This is a genomic window from Moritella sp. 24 (genome assembly GCF_018219155.1).
GTDB lineage: Bacteria > Pseudomonadota > Gammaproteobacteria > Enterobacterales > Moritellaceae > Moritella.
Window position 1 is genome coordinate 2,184,540 of record NZ_CP056123.1, and the last position, 19,116, is coordinate 2,203,655.

Consider the following 19,116-nt stretch of genomic DNA (forward strand, 5'->3'; position numbering starts at 1 on the left):
CTTTTTTATGAGGAATAGAAAATGTTATATCGTATTGCACGTGAATTTTTGTTTATGCAAGACCCAGAAGTAGTGCATGAAATGACAATCAAAGGGTTAAAATTAACTGGCTCTACTCCTTTAAGTTGCTTATATTCGCAGAAATTACCGAGCAAACCAGTTACTGTAATGGGACTGACGTTTGACAACCCAGTTGGCTTAGCGGCGGGTTTAGATAAAAATGGTGAAAGCATTGATGCTTTTGCTGCAATGGGCTTTGGCTTTATTGAAGTGGGTACCGTGACTCCACGTCCACAGTCGGGTAATGAAAAGCCACGTATATTCCGAATTGTAAAATCGGAAGCAATCATTAATCGCATGGGTTTTAACAATGAAGGTGTTGATGCACTTGTTGAAAACGTAAAAAGAGCGAATTATAAAGGTATCTTAGGTATCAACATTGGCAAAAATAAAGACACGCCAATCGAAAAGGGTAACGAAGACTACCTAATCTGTATGGATAAAGTTTACCAACACGCGTCTTACATCGCGATCAATATTTCATCTCCAAATACACCTGGATTACGTACACTGCAATACGGTGAAGCATTAGATGAATTATTAAGCTGTCTTAAAGAGCGCCAAGCAGAATTAACGAAAATACATGAACAATATGTGCCGTTAGCGGTTAAAATTGCACCAGATTTAACAGATGACGAATTAGCACAAGTTGCAGCTTCGTTAGTTAAATATAAAATGGACGGTGTTATCGCAACGAATACAACACTAGATAGAACATTAGTACATGATATGCCGCATGCTTCTGAAGCGGGTGGCTTAAGTGGACGTCCAGTGCAGAACGCAAGTACTGAAATTGTACGTAAACTAGCAGTATTACTTGATGGTCAGCTACCTATCATTGGTGTAGGCGGCATTGATTCGGTTGTTGCAGCAAAAGAGAAGTTTGTTGCGGGTGCAGAATTAGTACAAGTGTACAGTGGATTTATCTACAAGGGCCCTAAATTAGTTAAAAACATTGTAAAAAGTTTGTAACTTTTCTCTTGGTTTTAGTCTATATTTCTGATATGGGTATTTACATATGGATAGGGTGTAGTTAAACTAGCTAAAGAGTTAATTACATTACTGGTATCAGGATGTTACTAGAACCAAGCAATAAGTGGTATTGGCAATACGACTGCGCAAGTCAATTCATCGTTATTCAATTATCTGATGGGCTTGCGATGTCTTGCCAATTAGAAAGACGGAACATGAATAATTTGTGCAAAGGCCGGATTAACTTTTGCGCAGAAGATTCAAGCTATTATTACTATTTCTTAGAGGCCCTCAAAGATTTACCCTTTAGTGTGCCTGAAAAAGTACAAATAGCATTGAATGCGGTGACTAACTTACGCTTTCATAAAGTGAAAATGCCGCAGAGCTGGTTTTTCGATTATCATTATTCAAATGAATCACTGAGTACAGGTGATGTTATTAGCTTATCATTTAAAGATAATTACGCAGCATTCATTATTTTAGAAGCGGACGAACGCGTTTCTACATGTATGTTATTAGAAACTGAAGCCCAGCTTTCTGATTCTAAAAAATTAGCTAAGTTTGATGTAATTCGTGTAATGAACGACCGCGTTAAATTACAAAAGAAAGTTATAAATGAGTTATCTAGTGATTCATTTTCCTACGTTCAGATCATGGCGTAGCATAATCTATCAATAAACCCCCGTTTATCTAAGTATTTCCTCATCATTACTATGCGACTATAGAGCCCCGTGGTATAGTTCGCACCCATTAATAATCACATTGCTTACTTTCTTTTTTGCTAGAAAGTATCTCGAAATAATATAGGCTTTCAAATTGACTAAACTCAACACTTATTTTGCTTCTTCACCTAAGGGTTTGGAACTTCTGCTTAAAGAAGAGCTAATTGAACTTGGCGCACAAGATTGCCGTGAAACAATGGCTGGTGTTTCATTTAAATCGACTCAATTAATTGCGTATAAGGTGTGTTTGTGGAGCCGCTTAGCATCTCGAGTGACCTTGCAATTAAAAACATTTAAAATCTTTGATGTTTTAGATCTTTACCTTGCGGTATCGGGTATGCATTGGGAAAAAATATTCGATATTGATAAGACGTTTGCTGTTTCTTGTTCTGGTACCAATGATAGTATCCGTGATACTCAGTTTGGCGCATTAAAAGTAAAAGATGGTATTGTTGACCGCTTTACTAAGAGCATGAGCGAACGCCCAAATGTAGCTAAGAACGACCCTGATGTGCGTATTCATCTACACATTCGTCGTGAAGAAGCGACATTATCTCTGGATTTATGTGGTAATGGTTTACACCAACGTGGCTACCGTCAAGGTACTGGTGCTGCACCACTAAAAGAAAATCTAGCAGCCGCTATCATTAAGCGTAGTGGTTACACAGATGGTCTACTTGTCGATCCTATGTGTGGTTCTGCAACGTTACTTATCGAAGCTGCATTAATGGCATTGAAAGTACCGGCTGGTATTTTACGTACACGTTACTGCTTCCAACAGCTGAATGATTACGATCAATCAGGTTGGGAAGAGCTTGTTGCACAAGCTAAATACCAAACACGCAAAAATATCGCGAATACAGACCTTAAAGTATATGGTTTTGATAAAAGCTGGCGTGTACTTGACCAAGCTAAAGCTAACGTGCGTGCAGCGGGTCTAGAGCATGTTATCGAATTAGAAACGGGTGATGCTAAGAACCTTGTTAACGATTTCACTAGCGAAGGTACATTAATTTGTAACCCTCCTTATGGTGAACGTATGGGTGAGCAACCTGAACTTATCGTGTTACACCAAGTATTAGGTGAGCGCCTTAAGAGTGAATTTGCGGGTTGGAATGTTGCATTCTTCTCATCTAATCAAGATTTACTTTCTCGTTTAGGCATGCGTGCAAATAAACAATACAAATTATTCAATGGTTCATTAGAGTGTTTCCTTAAGCTTTACCAGATTTCTTCAGTTGCGCGTCAAGTAAAAGCACACGTTGAAACTCAAATGACGCCTGGTTTTGCTGAAGATTTCCGTAACCGTTTAAAGAAAAACATTAAGCAGTTAACTAAATGGGCTAAAAAAGAGCAAGTAAACTGTTATCGTCTATATGATGCTGATTTACCTGACTACAATGCCGCAATCGATTTATACGATGATTGGATTGTAGTGCAAGAATACAAAGCCCCGAAAGATGTGCCAGAGCAAAAAGCAAAGCAACGTATCATGGATATTGTTGCTGTTACGCTTGATGTGACTCAAATTGATCCAAATAAACTTGTATTAAAAGTGCGCCAGAAGCAAAAAGGTGCTAGCCAGTACGAAAAATTACAACAAGTTAAGTCAGTATTCACAGTTAGTGAATATGGCGCTCAGTTTGAAGTAAACATGAAAGATTACCTTGATACAGGTTTGTTTATCGATCACCGTTTAACACGCCGCATGGTGGGTAACATGAGTGCGGGTAAACGTTTCTTAAACCTATTCTCATACACGGGTAGTGCAAGTGTTCATGCTATTTTAGGTGGCGCAGAATCATCTGTTACTGTTGATATGTCTAACACTTACCTTGATTGGGCTAAACGTAACTTTGCGTTAAACAACATCAGCATGCGTAAGCACGAAGTTGTTCAAGCAGATTGTTTAGCATGGTTAGCACGTTGTGAAGACAAGTTTGACCTTATCTTTATTGATCCACCAACGTTCTCTAACTCGAAACGTATGGAAGACAGCTTTGATGTAGAACGTGACCATATCCAACTATTCACGTGGTTGGAAAACATTCTTTCTGCAAGTGGTCAGGTTGTATTCTCAAACAACAAGCGTAACTTCAAGTTAGATTTTGAAGGGCTAGAAAAACTAGGCCTTAAAGCAACGAATATTACAGAAAATAATCGTTCTAAAGATTTCGCTCGTAACAAAAATATCAGTAACTGCTGGCTTGTTGAACGAGTAGCATAATGACGAAATACGTATTCTATACGACGGAAGGCTGTCATTTATGCGAGCAAGCTTGGGAACTGATCACCGTTCAAGGCTTAGTCAGTGAAATGACACAAGTAGAGATCATTCATGATGAACTTGATATCGCTCGCTATGGCATCCGTATTCCCGTTATTAAGCACATTGTGACCGATAGAGAAATTGGTTGGCCTTTTGATAGTGAAGAATTGGCTGATTTTATCGCACAAAACTGATTTAACTGATTTAATCCGAGCCGTTTTCAATTACAGGGTAATTGTTAAGCTCGGATTTTTTCTATTTTACAACTTTATGTTAGAATCTAACTAACTGCTTGTTTCTTCGTATGTGAATCTCAACGAAGATACAATAAATTATTTTATTAAGGAATTACCGTGGCTGTTATCACGTTACAAAATGCTTGTCTTGCCTTTGGCGACCTGCCGTTATTAAATCATGCTGATGCTGTATTTGAACGCAAAGAACGCGTATGTCTTGTTGGTCGTAATGGTGCTGGTAAATCGACAATGATGAAAGTTATTGGCGGTGAAATTCAATTAGACGATGGTGTCCTTAGAATTGAACAAGATGCAGTTGTTTCTCGTTTAGAGCAAGATCCACCAAAAGTAAGTGGCGTAACAATCTTTGATTTTGTTGCGGGTGGTCTAGCTGACATCGGTCAAGTATTAAAAGATTATCACCATCAAGCAATTTTAGTTGGTGAAGATTACAGTGAAAAAGCATTAAATAAATTGATGCGTCTTCAAGAAGAACTTGATAACCGTAATGGTTGGGAGTTTGAGCAAAACATTGAGCAAGTACTTACTCGTCTAGACCTTGAAGCTGATATGTTACTTGATGATTTATCAGGTGGTTGGTTACGTCGTGCGGCATTGGCACGTGCACTAGCAAGTAAACCAGATATTTTATTACTTGATGAGCCAACGAACCACTTGGATATCGAATCTATTCTTTGGTTAGAAGAGTTCTTAAAAGATTTCGCCGGTACTATCATTTTCGTAAGCCATGATAGAAGTTTCATTCGTTCTATGGCTACACGTATCATTGATATTGACCGTGGTAACTTAATGTCTTTCCCTGGTAACTATGATGAGTATTTAGTTGGTAAAGAAGAAGCATTACGTGTAGAAGACGAACAGAATGCATTATTCGATAAGCGCCTAGCGCAAGAAGAAGTATGGATCCGTCAAGGTGTTAAAGCACGTCGTACACGTAATGAAGGCCGTGTAAAAGCACTTAAAGAAATGCGTAACGAACGTAGCGAACGTCTAACTGTTCAAGGTAAGGCGAAGATCTCTGTTGATGAGACTTCACGTTCAGGTAAACGTATTTTTGAAGGCGAAGACGTATTCTATGGTTATGAAAACAAGCAAATTGTTAAAGACTTTACCTTTAACATTATGCGTGGTGATAAAATTGCATTCGTTGGTCCAAACGGTTGTGGTAAGAGTACATTAATCAAGTTATTACTTGAAGAATTACAACCACAAGCTGGTATTATCAAATGTGGTACTAAGTTAGAAGTGTCTTACTTCGATCAACATCGTACAGAGCTTGATCTTGAAAAAACAGTAATAGACAATTTAGCTGACGGTAAACAAGAAGTCGTGGTAAATGGTAAACCGCGCCATGCACTTGGTTATTTACAAGACTTCTTATTCCACCCACAGCGTGCACGTACACCAGTAAAAGTACTGTCTGGTGGTGAGCGTAACCGTCTATTATTAGCTAAATTATTCCTAAAACCATCTAATCTTTTGATTATGGATGAACCAACCAATGATTTAGATATCGAAACATTGGAACTTTTAGAAGAATTACTTGCCAATTATCAGGGTACGTTATTATTAGTAAGCCATGATCGTAACTTTATTGATAACACAGTAACAAGTTGCTGGATGTTTGATGGTAAAGGTCATATCACTAACTTTGTTGGTGGTTACCATGATGCTAAAAATCAACAAGCAAATACGCAATCTATGACTGCTAAGCCAAAAGCGAAGCCTGTAGTAGAAGCGCCAGTAAAACAAGCAAAACCAGTTAAGGCCGTTAAAACAAAAAAACTGCCTTACAATATCCAAGTTGAACTTGATAAACTGCCTGCAAAAATGGAACAACTTGAAGAACTAGTTGAAACATTGCAAGCTGAAATTAATCAACCTGAATTCTTTAATAAGCCTGCTGACGAAACGCAAGCGATGCTTGAAAACCTTGCTAGCAAAGAGCAAGAGTTAGAAACTGCATTTGCACGTTGGGAAGAGCTTGAAGAAATGAAGGGCTAAGGAAATTTAAAAATAATGCAGTTAAAAAAGACTAAGTTAGCAGGGATTATTAGTCTCTTACTGTGTACAACTGCGGTGGCTTCAACCACCGCTATTGTTGTAGACAGCAGTGGTTCAAATGACTTCGGTCCATATGTTTCAGCCATGGATACGTCAAGTGCAGCGACTAGTACAGCTACGTACACTCAAAAATATGCACAACAATTCACATATGATATCGGTGCTCCTTGGACATATAATGAATATTGTGTCAATGACACCGATGTTTGCGAAATGTTCTGGGATGGCTCGAAGTCTGATGGTAGTGACGGTCTATATATTTGGCGCCGTAACATTTTAAATACGTATGCTGGCTATAACGGCACTTACCAATCAGAGTTTACAACTTCAGTTAATACGCTTGATGTATCTCCATCTAGTTTTACTGAATCACGTAAAATAACCGCAATCGATAGCGATTCAGCTCAAATCGGTTATGCAACTGATTCAGCAAGTAAAGTAGTGAGAAGAGCTTTTTATAATAATGTTGAATTAAAGCCCTTAGATTTTGATAACAATGGTGGATTCAGTTCTGCTCATGATGCTGTAAAAGTCATTGTTAAATCAACGACGACACCTACTTATACATTTGAAAAAAAATTAATTGTTGGTCAAGCTAGTGTCCGATGGGCAAATGCTGATGATGAAAGCCGTTTTGCTTATTGCTTTAATTATCCGGCCGATGACGATCGTTATGATTACGATGATCTATATAATTGCCCTGGTTTTGATTTACAAGCAAGCTATTGGGATGAAACTGGTAGTACTGTGGCTTATCTATCTGATAACTCAGCTACTAAATGGATAAGTGGCGGTGATCAGGCTTTATTCATAGGTAATGCCTATGCAATTAATACATCAGGCTTTGCTGTAGGTTTTTCTACTCAACAGATTTACTCATCTACAAGTGGTGGTCGCGCACGCGCCACATTGTTTAAGCCGACTGTAACGGCTACTGATACAATCAGTTATGCTATGGCTGAGATATCAAAACCAAAGACAGATGCTGGCAGTGATTACAACGACATCATTCGTGATACAGTTGCTGTTGATATTACGGATAAAGTTTATGTCGCTCCTGTCATCGCTGGCGATAAGGGGACATTTTCTCCTGCTAGTGAAACCGATGCATCACAATCTTTTATCGTAGTAGGTAATCGCACATATAATCAGCCTCAAAACAGAAGTTATGCGACAGAGTTTTATACATATGATGTAAAAACTGGGGATACACGTTATCCATTCCAAGCTAATCCGATTAAAGGTGCTAGCTCTCAAGCTAGTAAAATTAATAATGATGGATTAGTTGTAGGTTGGCGTGATGCTCGTGGTGAAACAACACCGACAGCAGATGGTTCACCTCGTTTTCAAAGTGCTTTCATTTATGATTATAAATCTAACAAATCAGCTTACTTAGACGATCTATATTGCCAAGAAGCAACTGCAGCTGGTGACGAAATTAAATATCGACTAAGTAATGCGATTAGTATTAGTGATGCCGATTCGAGTGGTGACGTGATTGTTGTAGCGAATGCATTTGATTATAAAAATGTTGAAAACTACAAAAATAGAGTTAACTCTAATCCTGTCGTGTTAAAAATGACGATTACAGCTAATGACTTGGCTCATTTACCAAGTACTTCTCAGTGCCCAATTAAGGCTGATGAAGACTATGAACGAAGTGGCGCTGGGATGGGGTGGTTTATCTTACTACCTTCCATGATGCTTTTTTTCCGTCGATTTAAGCGTTAATTATTCGTTTTATCTCTTTAAAGCCACAGTAATTTAATTACTGTGGCTTTTTTATTTGATTTGTTTTATTTCTTATCCTATTACTTAATAGAGGCATGGAAAGTCTCAGCTTTAAGTTATATATCTTTTGAGGAATCTAGAATGAAGAGACAGAAAAGAGATCGTTTGGAAAGAGCATATTCGAAAGGTTACCAAGCTGGCGCGGCTGGCCGCTCGAATGAAGTTTGTCCATTTCAAAGCGCAGATTCGCGCGGTCAATGGTTAGGTGGTTGGCGTGAGGCACAAGAGATCCGAGGAACAGGGCTCTTCATAAAATAGCAATGATATAGTAAGAACAACGCCCCTAAAAAGGGGCGTTGTTCTTACTATCTATTTGTTCAGAAGGTTAGCTTAAAATACGGTTGTATCTTGGAATAAACCTACTTTAAGATCTTTTGCTGTATAAATCACTTTACCATCAACAAGCATTTGAGCATCTGCGATACCCATTACTAAGCGGCGTAGTACAACACGTTTCATAACGATTTTATATGTTACTTTTTTCGATGTTGGTAATACTTGACCTGTAAACTTAACTTCGCCTACACCCAAAGCTCTACCTTTACCTTTAGCGCCGCTCCAGCCTAGGAAGAAACCAACGAGTTGCCACATAGCATCAAGACCTAAACAGCCTGGCATAACTGGATCACTGTCAAAGTGACAGTCGAAAAACCATAAATCAGGTGTGATATCAAGTTCTGCAATGATTTCGCCTTTACCGAACTCACCACTGGTGTCATCAATGTGTAGAATACGATCCATCATCAACATGTTGTCTTTTGGAAGGCGGATATCCGACTCAAACAATTTGCCATTACCACATTTAACTAAATCTTCTTTATCGAAGCTATTACGTTCTGTTGCTGACATTGCTACCACTTCAACCTCTAACTCATTCATCATAATAATATCCTTGTTATCTTGAAGCCATGTTAGCGTACATCTGTACGCCTAACAAGTCCAATCAGTTGTTTCATCCCTGTTTATATGTAATTCTAGCGTACAATTGTTTAAGTTTGTTTACAAAGACAGAATCATTACCTTCTAATTCATCGTCCTCTTCTGCGAGCAGTCTGATAATATTGTATAGACTGTTTTCTTCATCAAGTGAACCGGCTTTAATATCCATCAATAGCTCAATTGCTTCATCAATATGCGTGATAGGGTAGATAGCAAGTTGATCATTGTTTACAGCATCGATAAGTTTATCACTTAAATTAAGGTTAACCATATTTGCAGCTGGAATTAAAACCCCAATGTTGGTTTGCCCGTTCAATTCACAAATCCGCTGGAAACCTTCAAGTTTCTCATTGATGCCGCCAACAGCAAGAACATTACCAAACTGATCTATCGCGCCTGTAACAGCGAGGTTTTGTGCAATGGGTTTTTGTGCAAGAACTGACAGTAATGCACATGTTCCGGCTAACGCTGCACTGTCACCATCAATTTCGCCATAAGACTGTTCAAATACTAAGTTTGCGCTAATCGGTAGCGGTAGTGGTTTTGCAAAGGTGTGAGTGAAGAACCCTTGAATAATCATCATCGATTTTGCATGAATATTACCCGCTAACTCCGCTTTGCGCTCTACATCCGATATATCACCATCACCATTTAGATGACCGGTCGCTGTAATTCGAATTGGTTCACCAAAACTCTCTGGATGACCATCCATTTCCAGTACTGATAATCCATTAATTTGACCAATTTTTTCGCCATCGGTTTCTAATATGATCTGCTTTTCTACAATACCTTCATTACTAAGGCGTATATAGCCATTCAAGGCTTCGTGCTGCAGAGATAAAACAGTGTTCAATGTCTCTTGGTCTATAGACTCTAAATTATTATTTGATGCTACTTGGTGGCAATAGCTTAATAGCGTTGTTAATTTAGTTTCATTTAGACTCAGGTAATTATTGTGTTCACACCAACGGCTACTCAGTTGCAGTAGACGCGTTAAGCCACAAGCCGATAGAGGCAGTAAACTCGATTCAGACAGTAATAACTTAATGTAACCGATATAGTTTGTGATAGCTTGTTCTGTGATATTGAATTCTGAAGGGAAATCAATAAAAGAGTTCGTCATACTCGAAAACTCTCTATCACCATCTGCTAGTTGGCTAATCGCGAGGCGGTCGCCAAGTAAAACAACTTTTATATCAATAGGTGCTACGTCTGGTTTTAATTCTGTTTGAACTGTTTGGTTACTTGAACGCCATGCTAATGAACCTTGTTTGATAACCGCTTTTAATTGGTACCATAACTCGGGATTGTTAATTAACTCATCAATCTTGATAAGGATGTAACCGCCATGCGCTTGATGTATAAGGCCGGGGATGAGCTGCGCGACATTACTGCTATAGCTGCCATTCTTATAAAGCGTATCTAAGTTACCAAAGAGCACTGTTTGACTTAAATTAGTCGCATCTATGATATTTGTTTCAGCAGTTTTACTGTCACACAATATCTTGAATGATTGATCTACGTTAAATTCATTCAGGTTCAATAATAAAGGAACAAGGTTAGAATATGGCTGTATCGTGCATGAATTTAGCGCGTCTTTTGAAAATTCACCCGTTGTAATAATTTGTTCAATCAGCTGTTTAAATAACGGAGCTTTATCACGCCATATCTCAAACGCATGTGCAGACCCAACTTTTGTGACATCTTCAACATAGCAAATAGATTTTGCTCGTTTACTTGGCAGTGTCGATAGCATATCGCTGAATGATTTTGTATGTTCAAAACCTTCAAAATCGGTAGCGACGAGTAACTTAGCACTTGAGGTCTGGTGGAATAATGCGAAAAGCTTATTATTTTGCGGGCATAACTGGTCTCGCTGTACTGTGTCAAACTCGTGGAGTTTACAGCGTGAACCCATATCAAAGACAGGAACTAATTTATTAGCAACAATTTTCTCAATTAACAAGGCTATCACTCATTGTAAGGTGGATAGTTAAATTATATGAGATTGTCTTATAAACAGATAGGTTTATTCACTGGTTGAAGAAAATAGACTAGATTTAAGCAGAATTAGTAACCAGATATGATGGTGTTAACAGAAAATATCGGAATCTGTTTATAATTATTTATACTTTATTGATGAACGAGCATTAACCCTTAATCGTGATCTGAGTGTTAAGGGTTAATGAGATATAAGACCTATTTTCTGGTGCTTACCACATTAGGTCATCAGGAATTTGGAAATCAGCGTACGGGTCATCTTCTTCTATTTCTGTTGCTGTATTCTCGTTAAGCACAAGAACATAAGCTTCATCAACGGCTTTGATTTTTTCAATTGCGATACTCGGCATAATATAAGGTTTACCCTCAAGCACGCATAGACCGATTTGACCCTTTGTTAGGGCATTGTAAGTGATTTTGTCAACAGACAATGTTTTAACTTTGTTATCAAGTACATAGTTAAATGCTGTTTCGCCCGCAACATCAGTAATATGAAGTTGCTGTATCATCTGTTTAACTTTACCGTGTTCAGATTTAAGCTCGATCTGTTCTTGAATCACACGATTACGCTCTGCATCTAATTTAGCTTGTTCGTTTTTTTGAACTTTAATTTCATCTTGTAAGCTAGTATCTGCATTTTGCTGATTTTTACGCACAGCTTTATTGGTTTTATTTTTTTCTTTTCGAATTTTTTTCGCTTTTTTTTCATCGGCTAAACCGGCCTTTAAAAGCTGCTCTTGTAATGAAGCCATGTTTTTGAATTCCTATAGTTTTCGTTTATGGGCGGATCATAGCAGTGTTAAGTTTAATTCGCTAGATCCAAACGAGGATGGTTATTAACTGTTATTTTAACGATCAAAAAAGGCGGTGATTAGCCGCCTTGATAAGATTAAACTTTAAGAGTCAGTGTGATTACTGCTCGATACCTGTAATTAACCATGGTGCATTTGGTTGTGTTAAATCACGTTCTAAATGCCACACTTCGTTAATGTCAGCTTCAACATCTTCATGGCTGTCACGGTAACGGCCATTAAACTTAACGCTAACTTGTGATAGTGATGCAGTTGACTCTGCACGTACTAGTTCTGCGTCAAGGAACATTACTTCTGTATGCTGTTCACCTTCAAGCTCTTTACGTTGTACGCGTAACTCGTTGTATAACTCAATAGATACATAATCTTGAACAGTATCTAAATCGTTTTCATTCCAAGCTTTCTGTAACGTTTTATAGTGGCTACGGGCACCCGTTAAGAAATTTGTTAAATCAAAATCAGCAGGTAGGTTGAATGGTACGTCATTACCAGTACTTGCAAAGCCGCCTTGACTTGCAGGGCTGAACGTTGCGTCTTGCTGTGCTTCTTCTCTAAATGCTGGACCTGAAGCTGGCTGAGGAGAACCTTGCCCTTGCTGTGAAGCCGCTTTTGAACGCATCATTCCTTTGAATAAACGGAATAGTAAGAATGCAACACCAGCCATGATGATCATATCCATGAACTGGAAGCCTTCAAAAGCACCACCGCCAAACATTGATGCAAGTAAGCCACCAACAAGTAAGCCACCTAACATTCCGCCTAACATGCCTTTTTTACTCATGCCTTGTTTTGCTGGTGTAGCTGGTGTTGAAGCTGCAGGTGTTTGTTTTTGTGGTGCGGTTTTATAACTCTTACCGAAAGATTTACTTCCACCGAATTTTTTAGCGTGAACTTCTGGTGCCGCTAATGAGAAAGCGAATACCATCATTAGAACAGTTAAAATATTTTTCATTATATCCCTTCAATTAATACAAATGTCGTACACGTGTTTACGTAATCAGCATCATAGCAATGGTGTCGTTGACGTCAATTGCCTTTGGTTACTATTTACACTAGTTGACATAAAATGTCCGTTTAACTGTTTTATTTATTTAATAAAGTGATCTCTGCCTAACTTATTCATTAATGTTCAGCTGAAATCAACGATAGTTTATCGGATAAACTTATATTCTTATGTATGTTAGGACTATACTTATCTGTAGTGAGTAAGGACAACTCATCGCCATTAGTATGACTACGAATTTAAGGGGAATAAATTTTGATACTAGCGAAAATGATAGCAATTACCGGTATAGCAATCTCATTAAATTCTTTTGCCAATGATAAAGTGATCGCAGATACATCTCTAGCGCCTGAAGTTAAGCCTTATATTGTTGGCGGTGTAGACGGAAAAGCATTGGAACTGCCTTGGCAGGTATATATAGAAATAATAAAAGACGGTAATACCTATGCATGTGGTGGCACTCTCATTACTGACACTTGGGTTGTTACCGCTGCGCATTGTTTGAATGGACAAAGTGATCAATCTGGTTTTTTCCCTGTAAGTAGACATCAAGTTACCGTGTATACAGGAGGTATTGATCGTTCATTCCGTGGTGATATGGTGAAACATACAGTGACCACATTAAGTGCTTTCCCACTTTATGATGCGATGCGAAATACAGGTGATATAGCGCTCCTACAATTATCCTCACCGGCTGTATCACCAGCTCAGCCTATAAAATTAATGGATAGTCATTTACAGATTGATGCAGATATAGAATTTGACGCAGCAACAGAAAATAACCTGATCTTATCGGGATGGGGTCGTACATCGACAGACGGTACACAAAGTACAGACACGTTACAAAAAGTGGCGTTGAATGGTGTCTCAGATCATTCGTGTGCTTTAGCGTGGGGTTGGCCTCAACCTATAGATAGTCTCATTTGTGCTAACGCTTTTAATCGAGGGTCTTGTAGTGGCGATTCGGGTGGACCCCTTATATGGCAAGACAAAAATGCTAAAAGTGATAATGACCTTGGCTATCGACTCGCAGGTGTAGTGAGTTTTGGTAACTCTAGGCAGTGTGCGTTAAATATATTACCGGATGCCTATACGCAAGTTAGCTCCTTTATTGATTGGATACAGACAGAAATCAATAAAACGGGTTTTTATCAAGCACCCGAGCCTTCTTTTACGCAGGATATTTTTACTATTGATAATAATCGACTACCAATGGCGAAAGAGGGCGGTGGTATTGGCTATTCCTTTTTGCTTATGCTAACAGGGTTACTCTTCTTCCGCCGTAAGCCTTAAATTCATTATCACGATATATCTTTAAGCCTATACTTACGCTATACGACAATTATTAAGGCGTAAGTATGCTTAGTTTTTTTAAACGGTTGACTATTATTTTACTACTATTAACTGAAACCGTATATTCTAAATCATATCCCTTGCCTGAAACAAACTCTAGATTAATTGGTCATCGAACGCAGCATAAAGTTGTTGTTGGAGATTATTTCCATTCAATTTCTAAGTCTTATAATATAGGTATGATTGCACTCATGGCATCTAACCCAAGTGTTGATCCTTTTTTACCGCCGCCAGATACTATTCTTGAGCTGCCTACCTATATGTTACTGCCTGATGCTGAATATAAAGGCATTGTCATCAACTTACCTGAATTGAGATTATACTACTTCCCTAATAATTCAGATGAAGTCCATGTATTTCCGGTGGGGATTGGTCGAGAAGGTCGAAAAACACCAAAAATGAATAGTTTTATTAAGACGAAGCTTAAAGACCCTGTTTGGACGCCAACAGCAAAAACACGGGCCGAATACCTAGAAAAACACAAAACGGTCTTACCTCAGATCGTTCAAGCTGGTGAGCACAATCCTTTAGGAAATTTTGCTTTGCAGTTGGCTTACGGGAAAAGTAATTACCTTATTCATGGGACTAATCAAAATTTTGGTATTGGCATGCGAATTAGTGCAGGGTGTATTAGAATGAATCCTGAGGATATCGAATGGCTATATAATAATGTGACAGTGAATGAACCTGTAAAAATCATCAATAACTCGATTAAGTTGGCATTAGAACCCAATGGACAGCTCCTATTAGAAGTTCATTCGCCTCTCTCTTCCGAAACGCCCGATAAAGAGGTTGATTCAGTGGATATCATGAATCAGTTCAGTGATAGAAGTCGTATCGATAAAAATGCAGTTAAAGAAGCGCTACTTTTTCATACGGGATTACCTATTGATGTGACCATCTAGATGGAGCTGTTCTATATCGTCTAGGGGGAATAGGCTAACAATGATCCTGTTAACCCATTCTAGATAATGATATGTGCTATTTACTGTATGATGCCGCTATATTATCAATACGTGAGTTAGCTCTTTGTGCTTCTTCTGAAGCTTGTTGTGCTGCAGCGGTAGCAGATTCAACACCTGATTTCATACTTCCTTGTTCAGATTCTAACATTTGTACTCTGGAGGTTAATTTACTGACTTGAGATGTTAAGCTGCCCACATTTTTTTGGAGATCGGCATTATTATTTGCGCACCCTCCAAGTAGCGCTGTCGTTAAAATAGCGCCAGTAATGAGTAATTTATTATTCATGGAAATACCTCTTCCTGTTAGTTCTAGAACATTTACGCGAACTTTATCTATCACACAGTTAAGTATGTCAGAGGTTTGTTAATTTGCCACTTTAAACACTATTGTTTTTAAGGCAATTAATTATATCGAAGTATTTATTAATGATGCACTATCATTCTTATAGCCTTGTTGCTTACATATGTTTATGATGATATTTACATTGCCGAAGTCAAACGGAGATTTATGACTATTAAGTACTTAACAGGGATTGTTATAGTTGCGCATATTGTGGCTGGACAATCAGCTTTTGCTGAAGACAGTCTCTTCACTTTTCCTCATGAGTTGGATTACTTTAGTCCAGAAAAACAAAAAGAAGATCAAATTAATGCGTGTATGTCTTCAAATGTAGCGTCAGCAAAAGATGGCATGACGATTGAAGATCTGAGAGAGTTTTGCAGTACCTTAAATCCAGATCCACTTGTACAACGTCGAGCATTAGAAAAAAGCGCTGAAAATAATCCATTTGCATTGATACCCTATAAGCCAAACTATATTCTACCTGTTACTTATTCCTCTGGGAGTACAGAACCTTATAAAGCCCTAGATACTGACTGTGACTTTGATGATATAGAGGTAAAGTTTCAAGTATCCTTAAAATATATTGTAGCAGAGGACATAGGGACACCGGGGCTGGATGTTCAGCTTGCGTTTACTGCTGCGAGTTGGTGGCAAGCTTATAACTCTGATAGCTCTTCACCTTTCAGAGAAACGAATTATGAGCCCGAGATTATTATACAGTATGCTGAACCTTGGGACTTATTTGGCTTACCAGTTGCGATAAGCGCGATATCTTTAAATCATCAATCTAATGGACAAGCAGGTAGTTTATCTCGTAGCTGGAACCGTATCATAGGGACTTTAGCGTTTACGCATCACGATTTTGTTTGGGCTGTAAGAAGCTGGTGGCGTTTACCTGAAGAGGAAAAGGAAACACCTGATTCGTCACGAGGAGATGATAACCCTGACATTGAAAAGTATCTTGGTTATGGCGATCTTAATATGGTTTGGAAACTACCTTACAATAATAACTTAGATTTTAAATTACGAAATAATTTAAGGTCTGATAATAAAGGTTCAATTCAAGTTGGTTGGTCATTCCCACTAAGCAAGCATTTATTCGGTTATGTTGAGTATTTCAATGGTTATGGAGAAAGCCTTATTTATTATAATCAATCCATATCTAGAATTGGTGTGGGGTTTAGGCTAACGAACTGGCTATAATTTAGGGATCACTTGAGCGAGATGCTTTATATCCCTATGTAAAAGTGCTTCATCGGCTAAATTTAGTTGCACTAAACGGCGTAATTCCGAGATGCTATTTATATCAATGCGTGTACAGCGCATTCCTAAGGTATGCTTTTCATTATGGATGAGCATTGCCTCCATGATAATCACTTGTTCCTGATTTAGCTTAATTGATAGGGTCATGAGTTGATTAATATTAAATACTACATTTCTTGGTTTGGTGCAGGAAAGTCCACGTAAAGATAAATCGATAACATTTGTCGTCCACTGGTGTCCATTACAGGTCAATGAAGCGTCGTGATTAAATAGGACTCGTTGAAATTGACGATTGTCTATCATAATTGCACCTATTTATTAGTTTATATAACTTAATATTTTAGGTTAAAAACCATGAATTTGCTGGTGGTATGTCACGTAATCTGATTATTAAATGGGTATTTTTCATACTACCTGGTATAGGTTCACAACTGTACGATATTACATCAGTTTAATACAGCAGCTAATTATTTATAATAGCCTTAATAAAGCATTGTTCAATATAGATTATAATTCTATTACACACCTTATTATTTGAATTTATAAATATTGCTTATATAAAGTTAGCGCTGCTTTGTGACACAGTGTTGTTGCTAAAAAGATGATGGTGTAAAGTAGCACGACGAATAGATAGCTTATGCTTATGAGTAATTAAATATGCGAATTGAAGATACATTTTTACCTGTTTTAATTATCCAAAATGGACAAATTAAGTCTTGTAACCAAGTATTTTCAAAACTCGTTGGTCTGACCTGTTCAGAGTTACAAAAAGCAACGTTGGATAATGTATTAGTATTCGATTATAAAGACGCCAGTCATGACATAAATGAATTAATCAAAACTGCTTGTAATAGAAATAATAGCGATGAAGGATGTCTTATTACCGGTCAGCTTATTGACTGTAATTTCTACCACTTAAAAGTAGAGTTGCACTGCCAACAATTAGAGCAGGGTTATATTAAATTATATTTTAACGTTATTGAAAATAAAGCCGTTGATCCAATCAGTGGTTTACCAAATGGTTGGGCTATCAGCGCCCGTGCGACACACTTATTGAATTTGCCAAGTGAAGACGCCAAAGCAATGCGTTTGGTTATATTAAGTGTCGATAATTTCTCAACGATTAATTTTAGATATGGTTTTGATTCTGGCGATAATTACCTTGCTATCTTGGGGCAAAAGCTTAATAAACTGGTTAATCATGGTTTATTAGTTCGCTTTTCAAATGCTCGGTTTGGTATTCTGATGGAAAATGAGCTCGACTTATGTTCTTCCGACTTTAAAATTCAGGTCTCAAACTTCTGCCAACATCTATGTGACTCATCATTAGGCCAATTAACGCTTGATAATGGTATTACCGTAAACAAATCGATCAGTATTGGTATCAGTTCGGAACATATTGAATATAGCAGCTATTTTTCAATGGAAGTCGCTGCTGAAACTGCAATGCGTGAAGCTGAGCGTCATAGTGACTCATATTATTACTTTTCATCGCTCACGATGGCCCCAGATTTAGTGACAAGTAAACTTATTATTGATGAGTTCCCCAATGCAATCGATAAATCACTTATTCGAATTCACTATCAACCTCAATATGATCTTGCCACAAATAAGCTGGTGGGGTTTGAAGCCTTATCTCGCTGGATACATAAAGACTTAGGGTACATTGCTCCGGATGTTTTCATCAAGATATCAGAAGATATAGGACTTCATTTTGAGTTCGATTTATGGGTCTTCACAAAAGTCTGTAATCAAGTGGTGGATTGGCAATCTGCGGGAATATATACACCTAAAATCGCGATTAATATATCATTTAAAACCCTTGAAATGACAACCTTTGTCAGCCGATTAGAGGCTATTATTGAATCAACAGGTTGCTCAAAGGATTTACTGGAAATTGAAGTCACCGAAACTGCCTCTATCACTTATATGGACATTTTAATTAATAATGTTAGGGCTGTTCGTGATCTCGGGATTTCTGTCGCAATCGATGATTTTGGTACGGGCTATTCATCCCTTAGCCTTATTAGAACATTGAAGGATTCACTTGATACGTTGAAGATTGATCGATCACTCGTTGCCGATATATGCGATTCTAAGTTAGATAAAGAATTCGCTAGAAAGATTATTGGCTTGGGAAAAATTTTAGATGTGAAAGTACTCGCAGAAGGTGTCGAAACGTTAGCGCAACGTAATCTATTACAAGCTTTAGGCTGTGATTATGCGCAGGGATATTACTTTGACAAAGCGTTGACGAAGTCAGGGGCTGAGAAACTCATCCAAAATAAGGATACCCATTAAA

The 19,116-nt window shown here is 38.0% G+C and carries 17 protein-coding genes; 11 read left to right on the plus strand and 6 right to left on the minus strand.

Annotation, left to right across the window (positions count from 1 at the left end; all coding sequences use genetic code 11):
• The first annotated feature begins 21 nt into the window (after window positions 1–21).
• The 7 genes from pyrD (at window position 22) to rmf (ending at window position 8,393) form a co-directional block, all read left to right on the plus strand.
• Window positions 22–1,032: a quinone-dependent dihydroorotate dehydrogenase gene (gene pyrD, locus HWV00_RS09800; protein ID WP_211686027.1), complete on the plus strand. Its 1,011-nt coding sequence runs from the start codon at window positions 22–24 to the stop codon at window positions 1,030–1,032.
• Window positions 1,033–1,133: 101 nt separating this feature from the next.
• Window positions 1,134–1,694: a cell division protein ZapC domain-containing protein gene (locus HWV00_RS09805; RefSeq protein ID WP_211686029.1), complete on the plus strand. Its 561-nt coding sequence runs from the start codon at window positions 1,134–1,136 to the stop codon at window positions 1,692–1,694.
• Window positions 1,695–1,848: 154 nt separating this feature from the next.
• Window positions 1,849–3,981 carry a bifunctional 23S rRNA (guanine(2069)-N(7))-methyltransferase RlmK/23S rRNA (guanine(2445)-N(2))-methyltransferase RlmL gene (gene rlmKL / locus HWV00_RS09810; protein WP_211686031.1) on the plus strand — a complete coding sequence of 711 codons (2,133 nt, stop codon included), beginning with the start codon at window positions 1,849–1,851 and terminating at the stop codon, window positions 3,979–3,981.
• Window positions 3,981–4,217 carry a glutaredoxin family protein gene (locus HWV00_RS09815; RefSeq protein WP_211686033.1) on the plus strand — a complete coding sequence of 79 codons (237 nt, stop codon included), beginning with the start codon at window positions 3,981–3,983 and terminating at the stop codon, window positions 4,215–4,217. Before rlmKL ends, HWV00_RS09815 begins: the two co-directional genes overlap by 1 nt.
• 159 nt (window positions 4,218–4,376) lie before the next feature.
• Window positions 4,377–6,284 carry an ABC transporter ATP-binding protein gene (locus HWV00_RS09820; RefSeq protein ID WP_211686035.1) on the plus strand — a complete coding sequence of 636 codons (1,908 nt, stop codon included), beginning with the start codon at window positions 4,377–4,379 and terminating at the stop codon, window positions 6,282–6,284.
• Window positions 6,285–6,299: 15 nt separating this feature from the next.
• The gene (locus tag HWV00_RS09825) at window positions 6,300–8,075 is read left to right on the plus strand and encodes a DUF3466 family protein (protein ID WP_211686037.1); all 1,776 of its coding nucleotides are present in this window, start codon (window positions 6,300–6,302) and stop codon (window positions 8,073–8,075) included.
• Between the two features lie 141 nt (window positions 8,076–8,216).
• Entirely contained in the window at window positions 8,217–8,393 is a 177-nt protein-coding gene (gene rmf / locus HWV00_RS09830) for a ribosome modulation factor (protein WP_211686039.1), read from the plus strand.
• 72 nt (window positions 8,394–8,465) lie between these two features.
• Here rmf and fabA read toward each other — a convergent pair whose 3' ends face one another.
• The 4 genes from fabA to HWV00_RS09850 all read right to left on the minus strand — a co-directional run bounded on the left by fabA (window position 8,466) and on the right by HWV00_RS09850 (window position 12,839).
• Window positions 8,466–8,984, minus strand: coding sequence for a bifunctional 3-hydroxydecanoyl-ACP dehydratase/trans-2-decenoyl-ACP isomerase (fabA, locus tag HWV00_RS09835; protein ID WP_211686476.1), 519 nt, complete (start codon window positions 8,982–8,984; stop codon window positions 8,466–8,468).
• 103 nt (window positions 8,985–9,087) lie between these two features.
• The gene (locus HWV00_RS09840) at window positions 9,088–11,049 is read right to left on the minus strand and encodes an AAA family ATPase (RefSeq protein ID WP_255555001.1); all 1,962 of its coding nucleotides are present in this window, start codon (window positions 11,047–11,049) and stop codon (window positions 9,088–9,090) included.
• Window positions 11,050–11,287: 238 nt separating this feature from the next.
• Window positions 11,288–11,827: a DUF2058 domain-containing protein gene (locus tag HWV00_RS09845; RefSeq protein WP_211686043.1), complete on the minus strand. Its 540-nt coding sequence runs from the start codon at window positions 11,825–11,827 to the stop codon at window positions 11,288–11,290.
• Window positions 11,828–11,987: 160 nt separating this feature from the next.
• Complete coding sequence (locus HWV00_RS09850; protein ID WP_211686045.1) at window positions 11,988–12,839, minus strand: Tim44 domain-containing protein; 852 nt, start codon at window positions 12,837–12,839, stop codon at window positions 11,988–11,990.
• Window positions 12,840–13,145: 306 nt separating this feature from the next.
• Here HWV00_RS09850 and HWV00_RS09855 point away from each other — a divergent pair, with 306 nt between their 5' ends.
• A complete protein-coding gene (locus tag HWV00_RS09855; protein WP_255555002.1) occupies window positions 13,146–14,183 on the plus strand; it encodes a serine protease in 1,038 nt (345 codons plus the stop codon).
• Window positions 14,184–14,248: 65 nt separating this feature from the next.
• Window positions 14,249–15,148: a L,D-transpeptidase family protein gene (locus HWV00_RS09860; protein WP_211686056.1), complete on the plus strand. Its 900-nt coding sequence runs from the start codon at window positions 14,249–14,251 to the stop codon at window positions 15,146–15,148.
• A gap of 76 nt (window positions 15,149–15,224) precedes the next feature.
• On the opposite strand, the gene HWV00_RS09865 is transcribed toward HWV00_RS09860, so the two are convergent.
• Complete coding sequence (locus tag HWV00_RS09865) at window positions 15,225–15,494, minus strand: Lpp/OprI family alanine-zipper lipoprotein (protein ID WP_211686058.1); 270 nt, start codon at window positions 15,492–15,494, stop codon at window positions 15,225–15,227.
• Window positions 15,495–15,716: 222 nt separating this feature from the next.
• On the opposite strand from HWV00_RS09865, the gene HWV00_RS09870 reads away from it, so the two are divergent.
• Window positions 15,717–16,754, plus strand: a complete 1,038-nt coding sequence (locus tag HWV00_RS09870) for a phospholipase A (RefSeq protein ID WP_255555003.1) — start codon at window positions 15,717–15,719, stop codon at window positions 16,752–16,754.
• On the opposite strand, the gene HWV00_RS09875 is transcribed toward HWV00_RS09870, so the two are convergent.
• Entirely contained in the window at window positions 16,749–17,117 is a 369-nt protein-coding gene (locus HWV00_RS09875) for a PilZ domain-containing protein (protein WP_211686060.1), read from the minus strand. The two genes, HWV00_RS09870 and HWV00_RS09875, sit on opposite strands and share 6 nt — an antisense overlap.
• A 354-nt stretch (window positions 17,118–17,471) precedes the next feature.
• Between HWV00_RS09875 and HWV00_RS09880 the strand changes: the two genes are divergently transcribed.
• Window positions 17,472–19,115 (plus strand): bifunctional diguanylate cyclase/phosphodiesterase, encoded by a 1,644-nt coding sequence (locus HWV00_RS09880; protein WP_211686062.1) that lies wholly within the window; start codon window positions 17,472–17,474, stop codon window positions 19,113–19,115.
• The last annotated feature ends 1 nt before the right edge of the window (window position 19,116 follow it).